The 18,865-nt window shown below is 62.8% G+C and carries 15 protein-coding genes; 14 read left to right on the top strand and 1 reads right to left on the bottom strand.

The window, feature by feature from the left end:
- Positions 1 to 6: 6 nt before the first annotated feature.
- From folP to BUB23_RS17410, 3 genes are all read left to right on the top strand, one after another.
- Positions 7 to 846, top strand: coding sequence for a dihydropteroate synthase (folP, locus tag BUB23_RS17420; protein WP_073105343.1), 840 nt, complete (start codon positions 7 to 9; stop codon positions 844 to 846).
- Positions 843 to 2,189 carry a phosphoglucosamine mutase gene (glmM, locus tag BUB23_RS17415; protein ID WP_073105341.1) on the top strand — a complete coding sequence of 449 codons (1,347 nt, stop codon included), beginning with the start codon at positions 843 to 845 and terminating at the stop codon, positions 2,187 to 2,189. Before folP ends, glmM begins: the two co-directional genes overlap by 4 nt.
- A gap of 66 nt (positions 2,190 to 2,255) precedes the next feature.
- The gene (locus BUB23_RS17410; protein ID WP_073105338.1) at positions 2,256 to 3,038 is read left to right on the top strand and encodes a GNAT family N-acetyltransferase; all 783 of its coding nucleotides are present in this window, start codon (positions 2,256 to 2,258) and stop codon (positions 3,036 to 3,038) included.
- Between the two features lie 15 nt (positions 3,039 to 3,053).
- On the opposite strand, the gene BUB23_RS17405 is transcribed toward BUB23_RS17410, so the two are convergent.
- Positions 3,054 to 4,544, bottom strand: a complete 1,491-nt coding sequence (locus tag BUB23_RS17405; RefSeq protein ID WP_073105336.1) for a Ppx/GppA phosphatase family protein — start codon at positions 4,542 to 4,544, stop codon at positions 3,054 to 3,056.
- 188 nt (positions 4,545 to 4,732) lie between these two features.
- On the opposite strand from BUB23_RS17405, the gene ppk1 reads away from it, so the two are divergent.
- The 11 genes from ppk1 (at position 4,733) to BUB23_RS17350 (ending at position 18,865) form a co-directional block, all read left to right on the top strand.
- Entirely contained in the window at positions 4,733 to 6,805 is a 2,073-nt protein-coding gene (gene ppk1, locus BUB23_RS17400; RefSeq protein ID WP_073105333.1) for a polyphosphate kinase 1, read from the top strand.
- Between the two features lie 102 nt (positions 6,806 to 6,907).
- Positions 6,908 to 7,951 (top strand): phosphate ABC transporter substrate-binding protein PstS, encoded by a 1,044-nt coding sequence (pstS, locus tag BUB23_RS17395; RefSeq protein ID WP_073105331.1) that lies wholly within the window; start codon positions 6,908 to 6,910, stop codon positions 7,949 to 7,951.
- A gap of 109 nt (positions 7,952 to 8,060) precedes the next feature.
- Positions 8,061 to 8,999: a phosphate ABC transporter permease subunit PstC gene (gene pstC / locus BUB23_RS17390; protein WP_073105328.1), complete on the top strand. Its 939-nt coding sequence runs from the start codon at positions 8,061 to 8,063 to the stop codon at positions 8,997 to 8,999.
- Between the two features lie 15 nt (positions 9,000 to 9,014).
- A complete protein-coding gene (gene pstA / locus BUB23_RS17385) occupies positions 9,015 to 9,875 on the top strand; it encodes a phosphate ABC transporter permease PstA (RefSeq protein ID WP_073105325.1) in 861 nt (286 codons plus the stop codon).
- Between the two features lie 39 nt (positions 9,876 to 9,914).
- Positions 9,915 to 10,694: a phosphate ABC transporter ATP-binding protein PstB gene (gene pstB / locus BUB23_RS17380; RefSeq protein ID WP_073105323.1), complete on the top strand. Its 780-nt coding sequence runs from the start codon at positions 9,915 to 9,917 to the stop codon at positions 10,692 to 10,694.
- 130 nt (positions 10,695 to 10,824) lie between these two features.
- On the top strand, positions 10,825 to 12,225 hold the full coding sequence (locus BUB23_RS17375) for a S8 family serine peptidase (RefSeq protein ID WP_218599061.1): 1,401 nt from the start codon (positions 10,825 to 10,827) through the stop codon (positions 12,223 to 12,225).
- A gap of 15 nt (positions 12,226 to 12,240) precedes the next feature.
- Positions 12,241 to 12,471, top strand: coding sequence for a hypothetical protein (locus BUB23_RS17370; protein ID WP_073105320.1), 231 nt, complete (start codon positions 12,241 to 12,243; stop codon positions 12,469 to 12,471).
- Positions 12,472 to 13,942: 1,471 nt separating this feature from the next.
- Positions 13,943 to 15,325 carry a substrate-binding protein gene (locus BUB23_RS17365; protein WP_073105318.1) on the top strand — a complete coding sequence of 461 codons (1,383 nt, stop codon included), beginning with the start codon at positions 13,943 to 13,945 and terminating at the stop codon, positions 15,323 to 15,325.
- A gap of 47 nt (positions 15,326 to 15,372) precedes the next feature.
- On the top strand, positions 15,373 to 16,248 hold the full coding sequence (locus tag BUB23_RS17360; protein ID WP_073105315.1) for a branched-chain amino acid ABC transporter permease: 876 nt from the start codon (positions 15,373 to 15,375) through the stop codon (positions 16,246 to 16,248).
- Positions 16,245 to 18,164: a branched-chain amino acid ABC transporter ATP-binding protein/permease gene (locus tag BUB23_RS17355; protein WP_245801313.1), complete on the top strand. Its 1,920-nt coding sequence runs from the start codon at positions 16,245 to 16,247 to the stop codon at positions 18,162 to 18,164. The genes BUB23_RS17360 and BUB23_RS17355 overlap by 4 nt, the downstream gene beginning before the upstream one ends.
- Positions 18,161 to 18,865: an ABC transporter ATP-binding protein gene (locus BUB23_RS17350; RefSeq protein ID WP_073105313.1), complete on the top strand. Its 705-nt coding sequence runs from the start codon at positions 18,161 to 18,163 to the stop codon at positions 18,863 to 18,865. Before BUB23_RS17355 ends, BUB23_RS17350 begins: the two co-directional genes overlap by 4 nt.

Genomic DNA, 18,865 nt, shown 5'->3' with positions numbered 1-18,865 from the left:
ACGCCAATGAGCTCAACCTTGGTTTGTGGGCGCTTCGAGCTGAAACTCGAGCGCCCATTAATAATGGGGATCGTCAACGTCACCCCGGACTCCTTTTCCAGCACTTCCCCTCATTTCGGAACCACTGCGGCCATCGATCACGCCCGGCGGCTTATCGCCGAGGGCGCGGATATGCTGGATATCGGCGGCGAATCGACGCGCCCCGGCGCGGAACCGGTGCCTGCCGCCACTGAGCTGGAGCGTATCCTGCCCGTCATCGAAGGCCTGCTTGACGCCGGCGTGCCATTGTCGGTCGACACCTTCAAGCCCGAGGTCATGCGCCGGGCGCTCGCCGCCGGCGCGGACATGATCAACGATATCTACGGCTTCCGCCGGGAAGGCGCGCTGGATGCCGTGGCGCAGTCGCATTGCGGCCTTTGCGTAATGCATATGCAGGGCGAGCCCAAGACCATGCAGCAGGCGCCGCGCTATGACGATGTATTGCGGGAGGTCGGCGATTTTCTGCAGGCGCGCGTCCAGGCCTTGCGGGAGGCCGGCATCGACAGCCGGCGCATAGTCCTCGACCCGGGTTTCGGTTTTGGCAAGACGCCGCAGCAGAATTATCTGGTGCTGCGGCGATTGAACGATATTGACAGCAAAGGCTACCCCTGGCTGCTGGGCATGTCGCGCAAATCCATGATAGGCCACGTCACCGGCCGTCCGCCGGCCGAACGGCTGGGTGGAAGCGTGGCGGCGGCGTTGGCGGGTGTTGCGCGAGGTGCGCATATCCTGCGTGTGCACGATGTCGCGGCGACGGCGGATGCGGTAAAAGTGTGGCAGGCAATAGAACATGGGACATACGTATGACAGATCGTAAATATTTCGGCACCGACGGCGTGCGCGGCGAAGTGGGCGGGCCAACCATCAATGCGGAGTTCGCATTGCGCCTGGGCTACGCGGCCGGCCGTGTGCTGGCGCGCCAGCATCCCGGCCGCGGCCGGCCTACGGTGGTCATAGGCAAGGACACCCGCATTTCGGGCTATATGCTGGAATCGGCCCTGGAGGCCGGCTTGTCGGCCGCGGGCATCGACGTCTTGCTGGCGGGCCCGGTGCCCACCCCGGCGGTGGCCTACCTCACCCGCGCGCTCAGGCTGGTGGCGGGGATAGTGATCAGCGCCTCGCACAATCCCTATCAGGACAACGGCATCAAGTTCTTTTCGGCGCAAGGCATGAAGCTGCCCGACGAGATAGAATCCGAAATAGAAGCGGCCATAGACGAACCGCTGGGCTGCGTCGGTTCCGCAGCCCTGGGCCGCGCCCGCCGCATAGAAGACGCCGCGGGCCGCTACATAGAATTCTGCAAAAGCACTTTTCCCAACGAACTGGACCTGTCGGGCCTGTCCATCGTGGTGGACGCCGCCAACGGCGCCGCCTATAACATCGCCCCGCACGTGTTCCGCGAGCTGGGCGCCGAAGTGTACGCCATAGGCTGCAAGCCGGACGGCTTCAATATCAACGAAGGCGTGGGCGCCATGCATCCGGAGCATCTGGCCGCCGAAGTGCGCTCGCGCGGCGCGGATCTCGGCATCGCATTGGATGGCGACGCCGACCGCCTGCAGATGGTCGACGGCTCGGGGCGCATATATAACGGCGATGAACTGCTCTATGCCATCATCCGCGACCGCATGACCCAGCATCCCGTCGAAGGGGTGGTCGGCACGCTGATGACCAACTTCGGCTTCGAAAAGCAGATGCAGGCCCTCGGCGTCGGCTTCGAGCGCGCCAAGGTGGGCGACCGCTATGTGCTCGAAAGCATGCAGAAGCGCGGCTGGCTGTACGGCGGCGAAAGTTCCGGCCATTTGCTGTGCCTGGACTGCCACACCACGGGCGACGGCATCATCGCGGCCCTGCAGGTCCTGACGGCCATGAGCCGCAGCGGCGACAGCCTGGCCGACCTGGTCGCCGACCTGAAAATGTATCCGCAGAAGATGGTCAATGTGCCGCTGGCCCCGGGCGTGCAGTGGCAGACGCATGCAGGCCTGCAGGCGGCCAAGGAAAATGTCGAGCGGCAATTGAACGGCCGCGGGCGGGTCCTGATTCGCGCTTCGGGCACCGAGCCCAAGCTGCGCCTGATGGTCGAGGCGGAAGAGGCGGTCTTGGCCGAGGAAGGCGTGCGGCAGCTGGTCGCGGTGAATTTAACCGCCGCGTAACGTGACCATCAAAAACCTGCAATATTTGGTACGCATAATCGTGCCATCTTTACGGGGGTCACAGAAATGCACGAGCTTGCACGCACTCAACCGGAAACTGGCAGAAGCGCCGGATGGCCGCAGCCCACCGCGGGCGGCCTGGCCTTGGGGCTGGCCCGCAGCAACGAGGAGCTGGAGGCCATACAGCGCCTGCGCTACCAGGTCTTCACCGAGGAAATGAACGCGGTGTTTCCCGACACGGCCGACGGCCTGGACAGCGACCGCTACGATGCCTGGTGCGAACATCTCATGGTCCAGGAAATCGATACCGGCCGCGTGGTGGGAACCTACCGGCTGCTGTCGCCGGCCAATGCGAAAAGCGCCGGCGGCTATTACTCGGAATCCGAATTCGATCTCGCCGGCCTGGGCGACCTGCGCCGGGAAATCGTCGAAATCGGCCGCTCGTGCACGCATGCCGATTACCGCAATGGCGCGGTGATCATGCTGCTCTGGTCTGGCATCGCCAGCGTGGTGCGGCAGTTGGACCTGCGCTATGTGCTGGGCTGCGCCAGCGTCAGCCTGCGCGACGATGGCGCGGCCGCGGCCGAGGTCTGGCGCAGGGCGCGCGATACGATGGCCGCCCACCCCGACCTGCCGCGCCTGGTTCCGCACCATCGCTATCCTGTCGAGCGCCTCGATAGCGTGTTGCCGGCCCGCGTGCCGGCGCTGATCAAGGGCTACCTGAAGGCCGGCGCCCAAATATGCGGCGAACCGGCGTGGGACCCCGATTTCAATACCGCCGACTTCCCGGTGTTGCTGGATGTGGAGCGCATGGACGCGCGCTACCGCAGGCACTTCGGCATGGTCTAGCCGGCACGGGCGGGCTTAGATCTCGGCCAGCTCGAATTCGAATCCGGCTTTGTGCCATTCGCGCTTCTCGGCCTGCAGGGAATATTCGGTCAGGGGATGCGCCGCCAGCCATGAGCGGTCGGCGCTCACGCGTATGCTCTTGCCATTGGCCTTGATCGTGATCGGCAGCGATTCCGGATCGTCGCGGCGGCGCGACAGCAGGACGGCGAGCCGCAGGCAGAACAGGGTCAGCCATTTGGCGCGGGTGGGTTCCAGCACCTGGAGCTTGCCTATCTTGCCTTGATGCCCCAGGGCGAACAGGGCGAGCACCGCCTGGTCGTCATTGGAGAATCCCGGCATGTCGGCATGCTCGAGGATATAGGCGCTGTGCTTGTGATAGTCCGCGTGCGCGATGCTGATGCCTATTTCATGCAGATTGGCCGCCCAGCCCAGGGTGCGCGCCAGTTCCTGTTTTTCAGGGCCATCCTGCAGGTCCAGCTGCGCGAAGAACTCCAGCGCCGCGCGCTTGACGCGGTCGGACTGGCGTGTATCGACATGGTAGCGCTTCATGAACTGGCGCACGGTTTCGTCGCGCTTGTCGTGCTGCGAATCGCGGCCCAGCAAATCGTACAGTACGCCGACCCGCAAGGCGCCTTCGCCCGGCAGCATGAGCTTGATTTTCAGTTCCTGGAAGGCCGCCATCATGATGGCCAGGCCGCCCGCCAGCACCAGGGAGCGGTCATGCTTGAGGCCCGGCAATTCGCTCATGATGACTCTGCCGTCCTTGATGAGCTTGGCCTTGAGCTGCTCCATGCCGTCCAGCGTGATGCCTTTCCGGGACATGCCGCCTTCGGTCAGGATGGCCAGCAGGCCTTTGGCCGTGCCTGACGACCCATAGGCTTCCTGCCAGCCCGTCTTGCGGTATTGCCTGGAAATGCCTTCGAGTTCCCGCCTTGCCGCAAGCTGCGCCTGCTGCATGCGCGATTCGGTGATGCGCCCGTCGGGGAAAAACTGGCGCGTATAGCTGACGCAGCCCATGTACAGGGACGACAGATGCAAGGGCTGGAAGCCTTTGCCGATGATGACCTCGGTGGAGCCGCCGCCGATGTCTATCATGAGCCTGCGATTGGCCGAGGGCGGAAGCTCGTTGGTGATGCCCGAGAAAATCAGCCGCGCCTCTTCCTGCCCGGCGATAACTTCGATCGGAAACCCCAGCGCCTCTTCGGCGCGCGGCAGGATCTCGGCCGCGTTGCGGGCGATGCGGAAGGTGTTGGTGGCCACGGCGCGCACCCGGTTGGGGTGGAAGCCATCGAGCCGTTCGCCGAAGCGCTTGAGCACCGTGATGGCGCGCTGGATCGCCGCTTCGCAGATGATTTTGTCGTCGCCCAGCCCGGCGGCCAGCCTTACCGATTCTTTCAGGCGGTCGATGGCGTAGATCTGGGCAATGCCGTCCTGTTGCACGACTCGTCCGATGGAAAGCCGGAAACTGTTCGAGCCAAGGTCGACGGCGGCTAGTAGGTAGTCCATTATGCAGGTGTTCTTCGGTGAATACTCCGCGATTATAAGGACCGCGCCGGACCCGGCTGCCGGGTCCGGCAAAAAAACCGGCATATTTGCTAGTATTGGCTACATAATGGCCTATCTCGCCGACTGTCACATAACCGTAAAAAAAATGTAGTAAAAGATCGCGTCATATTCCCGCACGGACCCACTTTATGCTTCCTTCGTCGTCTGAACCTGTCTTGCTGAACCGGGAATTGTCCCTGCTCAAATTCAACGAGCGGGTATTGGCCATGGCGGAGCACCGCGACACGCCTTTGCTGGAACGGCTGCGCTATCTTTGCATAGTCAGCTCCAACCTGGACGAATTTTTCGAAATCCGCATTTCCAGCCTGAAGGAACAGCAACGCCAGAACCCCGGCCAGACAGGGACCGACGGCTATACGCCGGGCGAGGCCTTCGACCGGGTGCAGATCGCCACGCATGGGCTGGTCGACAGGCAGAACAGCCTGCTGACCCATGATGTGCTGCCCAGGCTGCGCGACGAAGGCATAGCGCTGCTGGACCCGCCGTGCTGGAGCGAGGAACTGCGCGCGTGGGCCCATGCCACTTTCGAGCGCGAAGTCATGCCCATGCTCACGCCCATAGGGCTGGACCCGGCGCATCCCTTTCCCCGGGTGTACAACAAGAGCCTGAACTTCATCGTGTCCCTGCATGGCCAGGACGCCTTCGGCCGCAGCGCGTCGATCGCCATTGTGCAGGCGCCGCGGGCCTTGCCGCGCGTCATGAAGGTGCCCACTGAAGTGTCGGGCCTGCCCCACGGCTATATGCTGCTGACGGCCCTGATCAGCGCATTCGTGGGCGAGCTTTTTCCCGGCCTGGACATCAAAGGCTGCTATCAGTGGCGGGTTACCCGCAACAGCGACCTGTTCGTCGACGAGGAAGAAATCACCAATCTGCGCCAGGCCTTGCAGGGCGAGCTGTCGCAGCGCAATTTCGGCGCCGCCGTGCGGCTGGAGATCGATCACGCCATGCCCGCCGCGCTCGCCGTGTTCCTGCAAAAGGAATTCCTGCTCGAGCCGCGGGATACCTACCGTGTCAGCGGCCCGGTGAACTTGTCGCGCCTGATGCAGCTGTGCAATGTGGTCGAGCGCCCCGAGCTCCTGTTTCCCGAATACCGGCCCAAGATACCCCCGCCCTTCGATATGGCGCTGGACAATCCCGTCGAGCTTTTCGGAGCGATAGCCGAGCGTGACCGCCTGCTGCACCATCCCTACCAGTCCTTCCAGCCGGTGCTCAATTTCCTGACCGCGGCGGCGCTCGATCCGGCGGTGGTCGCCATCAAGCAGACCATCTATCGCACCGGCGAGGACTCGGAGCTCATGCGCCTGCTGGTGGCCGCGGCCAAGGCCGGCAAGGAGGTCACGGTAGTCGTCGAACTGATGGCGCGCTTCGACGAGCAGACCAACATCAACTGGGCCGCCAAGCTCGAAGAAGTCGGCGCGCATGTCAGCTATGGGGTGGTGGGGCACAAGACGCATGCCAAAATGGCTTTGGTGCTGCGCCGCGAAAACGGGCACATCCGCCGCTACGGCCACCTGGGCACCGGCAATTACCACCCGCGCACCGCCCGGCTCTATACGGACTTCGGCCTGCTCACCGCCGACCAGAAGCTGTGCGTGGACATGGACAAAGTGTTTTCCCTATTGACCGGGCTGGGCGCGCGCCGGCCATTGAAGCTGTTGCTGCAATCGCCCTTCACCCTGCATGAAACCATGGTCGCGCTGATCCGCAACGAGGCGATCAACGCCAAGGCGGGGAAAAAGGCCCGCATCATGGCCAAGATGAATTCCCTGCTCGAACCCATCATCATCGAAGCCTTGTACAAGGCCAGCCAGGCGGGCGTCAGGATAGATCTCATCGTGCGCGGCGCCTGCGCATTGCGCGCCGGCGTCGCGGGCCTGTCGGAAAATATACGGCTGCGCTCCATCATCGGGCAGTTTCTGGAGCATTCCCGGGTTTTCTATTTTTACAATGACGGCGCCGAAAACGTGTATTTGTCGTCCGCCGACTGGATGGACCGCAATTTTTTCCGGCGCGTCGAGATCAGCTTTCCGGTTCTGGACCCGGCGCTCAAAAAGCGCGTCATCAATGAAGCGTTCACCTACGCCTTGCGCGACAACCAGCTGGCATGGCGGGCGCTGCCCGACGGCACCTACGTGAAAGTCAGGGGCCGCGGCAAGCCCTTCAACCTGCACCACCACCTCATGCGGCAACTCGGTTCGTAAACAGTTTGCGCCCTGTCACGAACATGTCATATTGCTTGCTTAATATAGCGTTTGTGCAGGCCCAGCCTGTCTTAACTCGTATCAGGTAAAGAGGATTCCTCTATGTTTACACGCGCTTTATTGCAAGTTTCGGTCGGCGTGGCTTTCGCCGCGGCCTCTCTGGCGGCGCATGCCGCCGATATCACCGGTGCGGGGGCTTCCTTCCCTTATCCTATTTACGCCAAATGGGCGGCCCAATACCAGCAGGAAACCGGCAACCGCATCAATTACCAGTCCATCGGCTCGGGCGGCGGGCAGCAGCAGATCATTGCCAAAACGGTTGATTTCGGCGCGTCCGATGATCCCATGGCGGCCGACGCCCTGGACAAGAACGGCCTGTTCCAGTTTCCGGCCATTATCGGCGGCACGGTCCCGGTCATCAATGTCGCAGGCATCAAACCGGGCGAACTGAAGCTGTCGGGCCCGGTGATCGCCGACATCTTCCTGGGCAAAATCACCAAATGGGACGATGCGGCGATCAAGGCCATGAATCCCGATGTGAAGCTGCCCGCCGCGGCCATCATCGTCGTGCACCGTTCCGACGGCTCGGGCACGACATTCGGCTGGACCAACTATCTGTCCAAAGTGTCACCGGCCTGGAAAGAGCAGGTCGGCGAAGGCAAGGCCGTGAAGTGGCCCGCGGGGCAGGGCGGCAAGGGCAATGAAGGCGTGGCCGCCTACGTGCGCCAGTTGAAGAACTCCATAGGCTATGTCGAATACGCTTATGCCAAGCAAAACAATCTGGCCTGGACGCAGCTCAAGAACAAGGACGGCAAGTTCGTCCAGCCGACGCAAGCGGCGTTTGCCGCGGCCGCGGCCAATGCCGACTGGAAAAGCGTTCCCGGCATGGGCGTGGTGCTGACCGAAGAGCCCGGCGCCGAATCCTGGCCCGTGACCTCGGCCAGCTTCATCCTGGTCCACAAGAAACAGGACAAGCCCGAAAACGCCAAGGAAACACTGGCTTTCTTTGACTGGGCCTTCAAAAAGGGCGGCAAGCTGGCCGAAGAACTCGACTACGTGCCCATGCCCGACAGCGTGACCGGCGAGATCGCCAATGGCTGGAAGACGGAAATCAAGGCGGCCGACGGCGCTGCAATCTGGAAGTAATGGGTAAAATCGGGTTTCTACTAGCCCGATGAGCCTGGCAAAGACGGTGCTGTGCAGATGGCACCGTCTTTGTGTTGTGTAAAAATGATGGAACGCAAAAAAATCCGACATGAAAAATAACCAGAGCGCGCTCATGGACATGCTGTTCAAAAACCTGACGCGCACCTTCGCGTTTCTTGTTTTCATATTGCTGGCGGCCATTATGGTGTCGCTGCTTTATGGCAGCCGGGAATCCATTGCCGCCCATGGCATCGCTTTCCTGTGGACCAACAATTGGGACCCGGTCCAGAACGTATACGGCGCCATGGTGCCCATTGCGGGCACCTTGCTGACATCCGCCATCGCGCTGGTGATCGCCGTGCCGGTATCGTTCGGCATCGCCATGTTCCTGACCGAACTGTCGCCGCTCTGGCTGCGCCGGCCCCTGGGAACCGCCATTGAAATGCTGGCCGCCATCCCGTCCATCATCTATGGCATGTGGGGCCTGTTTGTGTTCGTGCCCTTGTTCCAGGAGTACGTGCAGCCGCATATCATCGATTTTTTCGAGGGTGTTCCCCTTTTGGGCGAGGCTTTTGCCGGCCCCCCGTTCGGCATAGGCGTGTTCACCGCCGGCCTGATACTTTCCATCATGGTGATTCCCTTCATCACGGCGGTAATGCGGGACGTCTTCGAGCTCGTGCCGCCCCTGCTCAAAGAGTCCGCCTATGGCCTGGGCGGCACCACCTGGGAGGTGGTCTGGAAAATCGTCCTGCCCTACACGAAAAGCGGCGTGATCGGCGGCATCATGCTGGGGCTGGGCCGCGCGCTGGGCGAGACCATGGCCGTGACCTTCGTGATCGGCAACGCCTTCAACCTGCCCTCGTCGATTTTTTCGCCCTCGAATTCCATCGCCTCGGCCTTGGCCAACGAATTCAACGAAGCGGGCGGAATGCAGAAAGCGGCGCTCCTGGAACTCGGCCTTATACTTTTCCTGATTACCACCGTAGTGCTGGCTTTCTCCAAACTCCTGCTTCTTCGCCTGTCAAAAGGCGAAGGGACTTCGCACTAACCCGAGCGATAAGCCATGTTTACTTCCGATTCCATCGTCAATTTGTCCAATCCGGTCTACAAGAAGCGGCAGCGTTTTAACCGCGTCCTGCTGGGCTTGTCCGGAGCCACCGTGGTGTTTGGCCTGTTCTGGCTGTGCTGGATCATCCTGACCCTGTTCATCAAAGGCGGCTCGGCGCTGTCGCTGACCCTGCTGACCGAAAGCACGCCGCCCCCCGGCGCCGACGGCGGGCTGCTCAACGCGATCATGGGCAGCGTCATGATGGCGGCCGTCGGCACCCTGATCGGCACTCCCATCGGCGTGCTGGCGGGGACCTACCTGGCCGAATACGGCCAGCGCGGCTGGCTGGCGCCGGCCACCCGCTTCCTGAACGATGTGCTGCTTTCCGCGCCTTCCATCATCATCGGCCTGTTCATTTATGCCACCTATGTGGCGCAAGTGGGCCATTATTCCGGCTGGGCCGGCGCGCTCGCCTTGTCGATACTGGTGATCCCGGTGGTGGTCCGGTCCACCGACAACATGCTGCTGCTGGTGCCCAACAGCCTGCGCGAGGCCGCCGCCGCGCTGGGCTGCCCGCAATGGCGCATAGTGATGAACATCTGCTACCGGGCCGCCCGTTCGGGCATCATCACCGGCATCCTGCTGGCCATCGCCCGCATTTCGGGCGAAACCGCGCCGCTGCTGTTCACCGCGCTCAATAACCAGTTCATGTCGCTGAACATGAACGCGCCCATCGCCAACCTACCCGTGGTCATTTTCCAGTACGCGGCCAGCCCCTATGAGGACTGGAACCGCCTGGCGTGGGCGGGCGCCGTGCTGATCACCTTGCTGGTGCTGGGCATCAATATTGCCGCCCGCAGCCTTTTCCGTAAATAAAATGTGGCGGGCGGCCTTGCCTGCCCGCCGGGAACCATTATGCCGATCTCTACTCACCATACCGAACGCACCAAGCTGGAAGTCAAGAACCTGAATTTCTTTTATGGCAAGTACCAGGCCATAAAAGACGTGAATCTGTCCATCAAGGAAAACAAGGTCACCGCGTTCATCGGCCCTTCCGGCTGCGGCAAATCGACGCTGCTGCGCACGTTCAACCGCATGTTCGAGCTCTACCCCGGCCAGCGCGCGGAGGGCGAGATCAATCTGGACGGCGAAAACCTGCTGTCGTCCAAGACGGATATTTCATTGATACGCGCCAAGATAGGCATGGTTTTCCAGAAACCCACCCCTTTTCCCATGAGCATCTACGACAACATCGCTTTCGGCGTGCGCTTGTTCGAAAAGCTGAGCAAGGGCGAAATGGACGAGCGCGTCGAGTGGGCCTTGTCCAAGGCTGCCTTGTGGACCGAGGTCAAGGACAAGCTCAGCCAAAGCGGCAACAGCCTGTCGGGCGGCCAGCAGCAGCGCCTGTGCATCGCGCGCGGGGTGGCCATCAAGCCGGAAGTATTGCTGCTGGACGAGCCCTGCTCGGCCCTGGATCCTATTTCCACCGCCAAGATCGAAGAGCTGATCGCCGAGATCAAGTCCGACTACACCGTGGTCATCGTGACGCACAATATGCAGCAGGCGGCGCGCTGTTCGGACTACACGGCGTACATGTACCTGGGCGAACTCATGGAATACGGCGAAACCGACCAGATATTCGTGAAGCCCGGCCGCAAGGAAACCGAGGACTACATCACGGGCCGCTTCGGTTGACGCCGGGGCGGGGACACCAAATGTAGTAATTCGGGCTTGACGCGCGGCGCCCGCGCTCGCATGCTGGGAATTCCGGCCGGCCCGGCCCGCGGCTTGCGCGCCGTCCCCGGCATTTTCCAGGAGAGCGCGCGTGCCCAAGCCAGATGAAAAGCCCCGGCCTTCCGCCCCCGGCGCCGATTCCGCCGCGGGCAGCGGCGGCCCTGTCCCGCCGGAGCCCGCCGGCCCGGATCAAGGCGCTACAGGTCGTTACCTGGTATTGCTATGCCAGGACAAGGCCGCGGAAGCCGTCAAGACACTCAGTGAAATGGCCGGCGTCGAGATCGTCGGCGCGGCGGCGGGTTCCGCGGATGCGGCGCTGCGCGGCAAGCTCCCGGCCGAATGCGCCATTGTCTTCGAACGCATAGGCGTGGCCCTCGTCCGGTGCAGCGGCGACAAGCAGCAATTGCTGCATATGGCCGCCGTGGGCGGCAATGAGTCGATTCTGGCCGTCGAGCCGGAAAGGCGGGTATACGCGATTGCCGGGAAGCGCGATGTCGGCATTCCGGCTCCCGTGGCGCCCGGGGATGCCTCGCTGGCGACATACCTGGCCGGCTACCGCGACGCGGTGAACGACCTTGTCGAGCGCGCCCTGGCCCGGGACGGCAAGGCCGGCGCGGCCGGCCAGGCGGCGGCGACCGATGAAACCTCGTCGACCTGGGGCATACAGGCCACCCGTTCGGCGGTTTCTTCGTATACGGGGAAAGGCATACGGCTGGCCGTGCTGGATACGGGCCTGGACCTGGAGCATCCCGACTTTGCCGGGCGCGGCATCGTATCCCGTTCTTTCGTGGAAGGCCAGGCGGTGCAGGATGGCAATGGGCATGGCACGCATTGCGCCGGCATTGCCGGCGGCCCCGCGGCGCCGGGCCGGCCGCCGCGATACGGCGTGGCCGGCGAGGCGGAGCTGTACATAGGCAAGGTGCTGGGCGACGAAGGCGGCGGGGCGGACGGCGGCGTGCTCGACGGCATCAACTGGGCTGTCGAAAACCAGTGCCAGATTGTGTCGATGTCGCTGGGCAGCGCCCTGCAGGACGGGCAAGGTTATTCGAGGATTTTTGAAGAGGTCGCCAGGCGCGCGCTGGCGGCGGGCACTGTCATCATCGCCGCGGCGGGCAATGACAGCCGCCGCCCGGAATTCATCGCTCCGGTTTCCCACCCGGCCAATTGCCCGTCCATCCTGGCGGTCGCCGCGGTCGACCAGGATCTGCAGATCGCGCCTTTTTCAAGCGGCGGGCTGGTGGAGGACGGCGGCCAGGTGGATGTGGCGGCCCCGGGGGTTGCTGTAACATCGTCCTGGCCTGCGCCGCAGATGTACAACACGATAAGCGGCACGAGCATGGCGACGCCTTTCGTATCCGGCATCGCCGCGTTGCACGCCCAGGCCGATCCGGCTGCGCGCGGGCGTGTTCTACTCAATCTGATTCTCCAGAATACGCGCCGCCTGGCGCTGCCCTCGCGCGATGTGGGAGCCGGGCTGATTCAGGCGCCCTGATCGCAGAGGCGAACCATGGCCCAGATATTAGTGTCCATTCTTGTCGATGAAACCTTCCTGCCGCGCTTTGCCGAAATCGTGGCGAGCTGCAAGGCGGCGGGCATGGTGGTTCAGCGGGAAATGACAACGGTTGGTGTTATTTCCGGCACGATAGACGGGGCCGGCATTCCGGTTCTCAGCCGGATCAAGGGCGTGCGCCATGTCGAGCAGTCGCGTGACGTGGGCTGCCTGGGGAAACCTCAATGATGAAAATACCCAAACCCTCGCCGCGTTCTAAACCCGGCGCCGTGGGTTTCTAAACCCGTCACCGTGGGCGGGTATGGGTTGGGCTCAATATCGCTGCGGTCCCGGGCTTCGCCCGCGACTGCGCGGCTTGCTCAAACTTTCGCCCAATCCACACCCGCCCACGGCGCCTGGGCATTGGGTTTATTGGACGGGCGCTGATTTTTTTCCGTGAGTCGTGATTCAGCCCAAAGAATGGGCCAGGTTCTCGGTGTGTTACGGCAAGGTCCGATTCTAAACCCGGCGTTGTGGGTTTCTTAACCCGTCGCCGCGGGCGGGTGTGGGTTGGGCTCAATATCGCTGCGGTCCCGGGCTACGCCCGTGACTGCCCGCGCAGTCAACCTGTTTCCGGGCGCCCGCGAACTCGCGGAACGGGCAGCCCCCGGCTGCCTGTAAGCGACCCGCTCAAACAAGCGCGGGCTTGCCTCCCGGAAACAGGCCGCCTGCGCGGCTTGCTCAAAATTTCGCCCAACCCACACCCGCCCACGGCGCCTGGATAATTGAGTTTTATTGGGCGGGCGTTTGGGTCCAAGAAGCCTACGCCGGTCGATCTCGGATCAGCGCATGTAACGGGCACGCCCGTGTATTTTGCCCACGCTGAAACTGTCGGTATAAAAACCAGCAGCCTGTCAACTTATCAACCCGAATGCCAAAAAGGCGATCCGGCGGGGATCGACTTTTTGGCGGCCCCGCAAAGTCTTCGGCCGGCCGCCGCCACAACAAAAGAATGCCAAGCACCCCGCCCGCCCCAGCGACGCAACAATTAACAATACGCAGTGTGTCGGGTCCTGGGGGCCTTGTGGCGCGGCGTCCGGGGCCGAGCCAGCCGTAGGCGAAGGGAGCCCCGTACGGGGCGGACGAGCAAGGCGGCGCGGTGTCCAGCGCGCAGGCGCTGGACCGGCAACGCGTCGCAGAACAAGGCCCCCAGGACCCGGCACACGTCAAAAGAAACCATGAGGTACCAGAAACCGGCACACGTCAAAAGAAACCATGAGGTACCAGAAACCGGCACACGTCAAAAGAAACCATGAGGTACCAGAAACCGGCACACGTCAAAAGAAACCATGAGGTACCAGAAACCGGCACACGTCAAAAGAAACCACGAACCACCAGGAACCGGCACGCCTTCACGTTTACCCTTTGTTTGATTTCATAGTCTGATTCGAGACACTTAATGTCCATTTCGGATGAGTAGGGACCGGCCGGTTTTGATAACCTCCCTTCAATCGTTCGGCACAACAACTCGTAACAACGCTGACGATAGACTGAAAAAAAGAAGTGAGACAACACCGCCCATGCGCGCGCCCAAGTCGCTGCAGGGCGAATCCTGAGATCAAAATGCATTGCTTTCCCCCTCGGGGGGAAGGGCGCAGCCTGCCGGTGTAGGTCGGCAGACAGATCCGCGGATCACAGAAATACTCAAAGGAGAGTGACAGTGAAAGAGACAAACAGCCACAGCACCGAAACAGCTACAGCTTCCACCCATCGCCGCGGTTTTCTCAAAACCGGGGCGGCGGCCGCCGGCGGACTGCTCGTGCCGGGCGCGTACAGCTCCGCCGCATTTGCCCAGCAAAAGGACTATCCAAAACTGGGCAACTACCCCGAAGGCGTCGCCGGCGATACCGTGGTCGCGGGGCTCACTCTGGACCTGACCGGGCCTTATTCCGCCGAAGGCGCCGGCCAGCGCCGCGGCTTCGAGCTGGCCGCGGAACTCATCAATAATGGCGATGCGAGAATCAGGAAAGTTTCGCCTCTGACAAAAAAAGGCATACTCGGCAAGAAACTGGTGCTGGCCGTCGGCGATGCCGAAACCAAGCCCAATAGCGCCGTGCAGGCGGCCACCCGCTTCATTCGCCAGGACAAGGCCATGATGATAGCCGGCAGCGTCAGCAGCTCCGTCGCCATCGCCCTGCAAAATACCTGCGAACGCGCCAAGACGCTGTACTTCCCCATTATCAGCGGCTCCAGCGACACCACGGGCAAGGACTGCCGGCGCTACGGTTTCCGCCTGTGCCACCATGCCTACACCGCCGCCAAGGCGATCGCTCCGCCCATGGCCGAGGCCTACGGCAAGAAGATGAAGGCCATATACCTGGTGCCCGACTACAACTACGGCCATTCGATTCACGACCACATGCGCGAATTCACCCAGGCGCAGGGCTGGACCACCATCGACGCGCCGCAGATCCACCCGCTGGGCGCCACCGACTACAGCGCCTATCTGCTCAACATCGCCAACAGCGGCGCCGATATCCTGATCAATCTCGACTACGGCGCCGATGCGGTCAATTCCGCCAAGCAGGCGCACCAGTTCGGCGTGCTGAAGAACATGAAGATGTGCGTGCCCTATATGCCGGCCTATATGCTGGAAGAAGTCGGCCCCGAGATCATGCAGGGCGTGTTCGGCACCATGGACTTCTGGTGGACGGTGGCCGGCACGAATGAAATCGCCAGGGATTTCGTGGAGGCATACGAGGCCAAGTTCGGCGGCAAGCCGCGCGATCCCGAGCATAACGCCTACATGAGCATGCTGCTGTGGGCCGACGCCATCGAACGCGCGGGCACTTTCTATCCGGCCGAAGTCGTCAAGGCGCTGGAAGACAGCGTCAACCACAAGCGGCCGCACACCATGGGCGGGGACGTCTATTTTCGCGCCGAAGACCACGACGGCGCGGCGAACTTCGCGGTCGTGCGCGGCAAGAAGCCCGCCGATATCAAGAACAAGGACGACCTGGTGGACCTGGTCGCGGTAGCCGACGGCGTGGCGACGCTGCCGCCCGTGGGATACGCCGGCTGCAAGATGGCGCCCGCCGCGTAGCGGGAACACCAGGTTCGCTTGCCTTAAAGAAGAAGAGGGGGATTCGTATGCCTAGCCTGGGCCTATTCATGTCACAAGTGTTCAATGGCCTCGCGCTGGGGGTGCTGCTCTCCCTCATTGCGGCCGGCCTGACTATTATCTACGGCACGCTCGGTGTCATCAACTTCGCGCATGGCGCGCTGTTCGTGGTGGGCGCCTATGCCGGCTTTTCCGTATTCACTTTCACGGGCTCCTTCGTGCTGAGCATCGCCGGCGGCGCCCTGGCCGCGATGCTGGTCGGGCTGGTCATGGAGCGGGGCCTGATCAAGCGCTTCTACCACCGCCCGGTGGAAGACCAGATACTGGTCACCTTCGGCATCAGCATTGTGCTGGTCGAAGTGATCCGCGCCATCTACGGCGGGATCGGCCAGCGCGTACCCGTTCCCTCGTGGGGCGAGGGCGTGGTCGACATGGGCTTTGTCGTCTACCCCTTGTACCGCATCCAGATTCTGGCCATTGCCGCCGGGGCGCTGGGCCTTTGCTGGATGGTGCTGTACCGCACGCGCCTGGGCCTGATCATCCGGTCCGGCATCGAGGATGCGCTGATGGTCCGCTTGCTGGGCATCAACATCCAGCGGGCCTTCCTGGTGGTGTTCGGCGTGGGCGCCGCGGCGGCCGGCTTCGCCGGCATGATCTACGCGCCCATCGTATCCATCGTGCCGGACATGGGCTTCAGAATCCTGATCCAGTCCTTCGTGGTGGTGGTGCTGGGCGGTGTCGGGTCGTTCCCGGGCGCCATCCTTGGCGGGCTTATCGCCGGCCAGATATTGAGCCTGACTTCGCTCGTCAATCCGGTCTATTCCGATGTCATGCTGTTTGCGGCGATGGCTCTGGTTCTTATTTTGCGGCCTCAGGGTCTCTTGGGTGTGGAGGGCAGGGCATGATGAATCAGCCAAATCAATCCGTGGCCATCGATGCCGGCGCAAAGGCATCCAAAGCCGCGGGGCATGCGGCGGGCGGCCGCCCTGGAGGCGGCCTGCGGCGCCGCTACAGCGTGGAGTTCTTTACCGCTATGGTGCTGGCCGTGGCGCCGTTCCTGGCGCCTCTGGTCGGCGCCGGGCCGGACCTGCTGGGGCGGGTCCTGATCTGGGGCCTTTTCGGGCTGGGCTTCGACCTCCTGTTCGGCTACGCCGGCCTGCTGTCCTTCGGGCAGGCGGCGTTCTATGGAACCGGCAGCTTCGTCACGGCCTATCTTCTGACCACCGGCCTGATACCCAATATGCTGCTGGCGCTGCTGGCCGCCATGCTGGTCGCCTCGGTGCTGGGGCTGCTGATCGGCTACCTTACCTTGCGCCGTAGCGGCATCTACTTCGCCATGAGCACTTTGGCATTTGCCGAAATGATCTACTTCCTCGAGTTCGGGCCCTTGCGCGAATGGACCGGGGGAGAAAACGGCATACCCGGCATTCCCGAGCCGGTCCTGGACTTCGGCTTCTACAGCGTGTTGATCCAGCCGGGCTGGCCCATGTATACCTTTCTCGCCGGCATGTTCTTCATCGGCTTCATCATTGCGCGGCGCATTGCGCTGTCGCCTTTCGGCGTCGTGCTCACCGCCATACGCGGCAATCCGACGCGCGCCATGGCGGTGGGCCATAGAATCCAGCGCTACAAGCTGGCGGTGTTTGTCGTCGCGGCGGCGTACGGCGGCGTCGCCGGCGGCCTGCTGGGCCTGTTCCAGGGCTATATGCCGCCGGACGCGTTCAACCTGCACACTTCAGCCGAACTGGTCATACAGACGGTGATGGGCGGCTCCGGCACGCTGTTCGGCCCCTTGCTTGGCGCCTTGATCTGGCTGTACCTGTATGAAGTGCTGCAGTTCGTCGATGCCGTGGGAGCCTACTGGAGGCTGATACTCGGGGTCATCTTCGTGATTCTGGTGACGGTGTTCCGGCGCGGGATCTGCGGCGAGTTCATAGCCTGGCGCGACAAGCGCATGACGCGCCGCCTGACCCGCGCCATCGGCGCCGGCAATGGCGGTCCGGCGTCCGGCCAGCGCCATGGCGGGCAACTGCTGATGCGCCAGGCCAGGCCCGCGCCGGATGGCGCGCCCGTGCTGCAAGCCAATAATATCGCCAAGCATTATGGCGGCCTCAAGGCGGTAAAGGGCGTGTCGATATCCATCGAAGAGGGCGAGCTGCGCGGCCTCATCGGCCCCAACGGCGCCGGCAAGTCGACCTTCTTCAAGATGCTGGCGGGCGAAATCGAGCCGACATCCGGCGAAGTCTTCCTGCGCGGCAGCAATATCACCGGCATAGGCGTGACCCAGGTATGCCAGCTGGGCATGAGCAAAAGCTATCAGGTCAATGAACTGTTCGACGCGCTGACCGTGCGCCAGAACATCCTGATGTCGGTGCTGGGCCGGCAGCGCGGTTCCTTCAGGTTCGATGCCCTGGCCAGCCTGAATGGCGTCAGCGGCTACGGCCAGCAGGTCGAGGCGGCGCTGGAACTGGTCGAACTCGCCCACAAAGCCGATACGCTGGTGCACGAATTGTCCTATGGCGAGAAGCGCCGGGTCGAGATCGGCCTGGCGCTGGCGACCGGCGCCAATGTGCTTCTGCTGGACGAACCCCTGGCGGGCATGAGCCCCGAGGAGCGCGTGCAGACCGTCGCCTTGCTCAAGAGCATACGGCGCGGCCGGACGCTGCTGATCGTCGAGCACGATATGGACGCCATGTTCGAACTGGCCGACAAGATCACTGTCCTGTATGACGGCAATTTCCTGGCGGAAGGCACGCCAGAGGAAATCCGCAACAGCAAGGCGGTTCAGGAAGCTTATCTGGGAGGCGTGGACGCATCATGAGTCTGCTCGAGGTCGATCGCATCAATACCTTTTATGGCGATTCGCACATTTTGTTCGATGTATCGCTCAATGTGCGGGAAAACGAGGTGGTGGCGCTGCTGGGCCGCAATGGCGCGGGCAAGTCCACGCTCTTGAAAACCATAGCCGGCGCGCTGTCGCCCAAGTCGGGCGCGATAGCTTTCAACGGGACGCCGACGCAGCATTTGCCGGCGCACCAGATAGCCCGCCTGGGCCTGCAACTGGTGCCGGAGGAGCGGCGCGTAATAGGCGGCATTACGGTCCATGAAAACCTGCAGCTTGCCGCCATGACCGCCAGGAAGCCGCTGAGCTACGCCGAGATCTACCGGACGTTTCCGCGCCTGGACGAACGGCGCAACAACAAGGGCCGCGAGCTGTCCGGGGGCGAGCAGCAGATGGTCGCCATTGCCCGCGCCATGATCCGCGACGCGCGCCTGATATTGCTGGACGAGCCGTTCGAAGGCCTGGCGCCGCTTATCGTGCGCGACTTGATGAAGGTATGCCAGGATCTTGCGCGCCAGGGCCGGACCATAGTGGTGGTCGAGCAGAACGTCGCGGCCGCGCTGGCCATGGCCAGCCGTTGTTATCTTTTGAATACCGGCCACGTCGTGTTCGGAGGAAGCACCGCGGAGCTGCAGCAAAAGCCCGAGATCATGAATCGCTATCTGGGCGCAGCCGCCTGA

Source organism: Pollutimonas bauzanensis (assembly GCF_900129885.1).
Classification (GTDB): Bacteria; Pseudomonadota; Gammaproteobacteria; order Burkholderiales; family Burkholderiaceae_B; genus Pollutimonas; species Pollutimonas bauzanensis.
The sequence above is the reverse complement of the archived record's forward strand: the minus strand, read 5'-3'. Positions and strand labels throughout refer to the sequence as shown.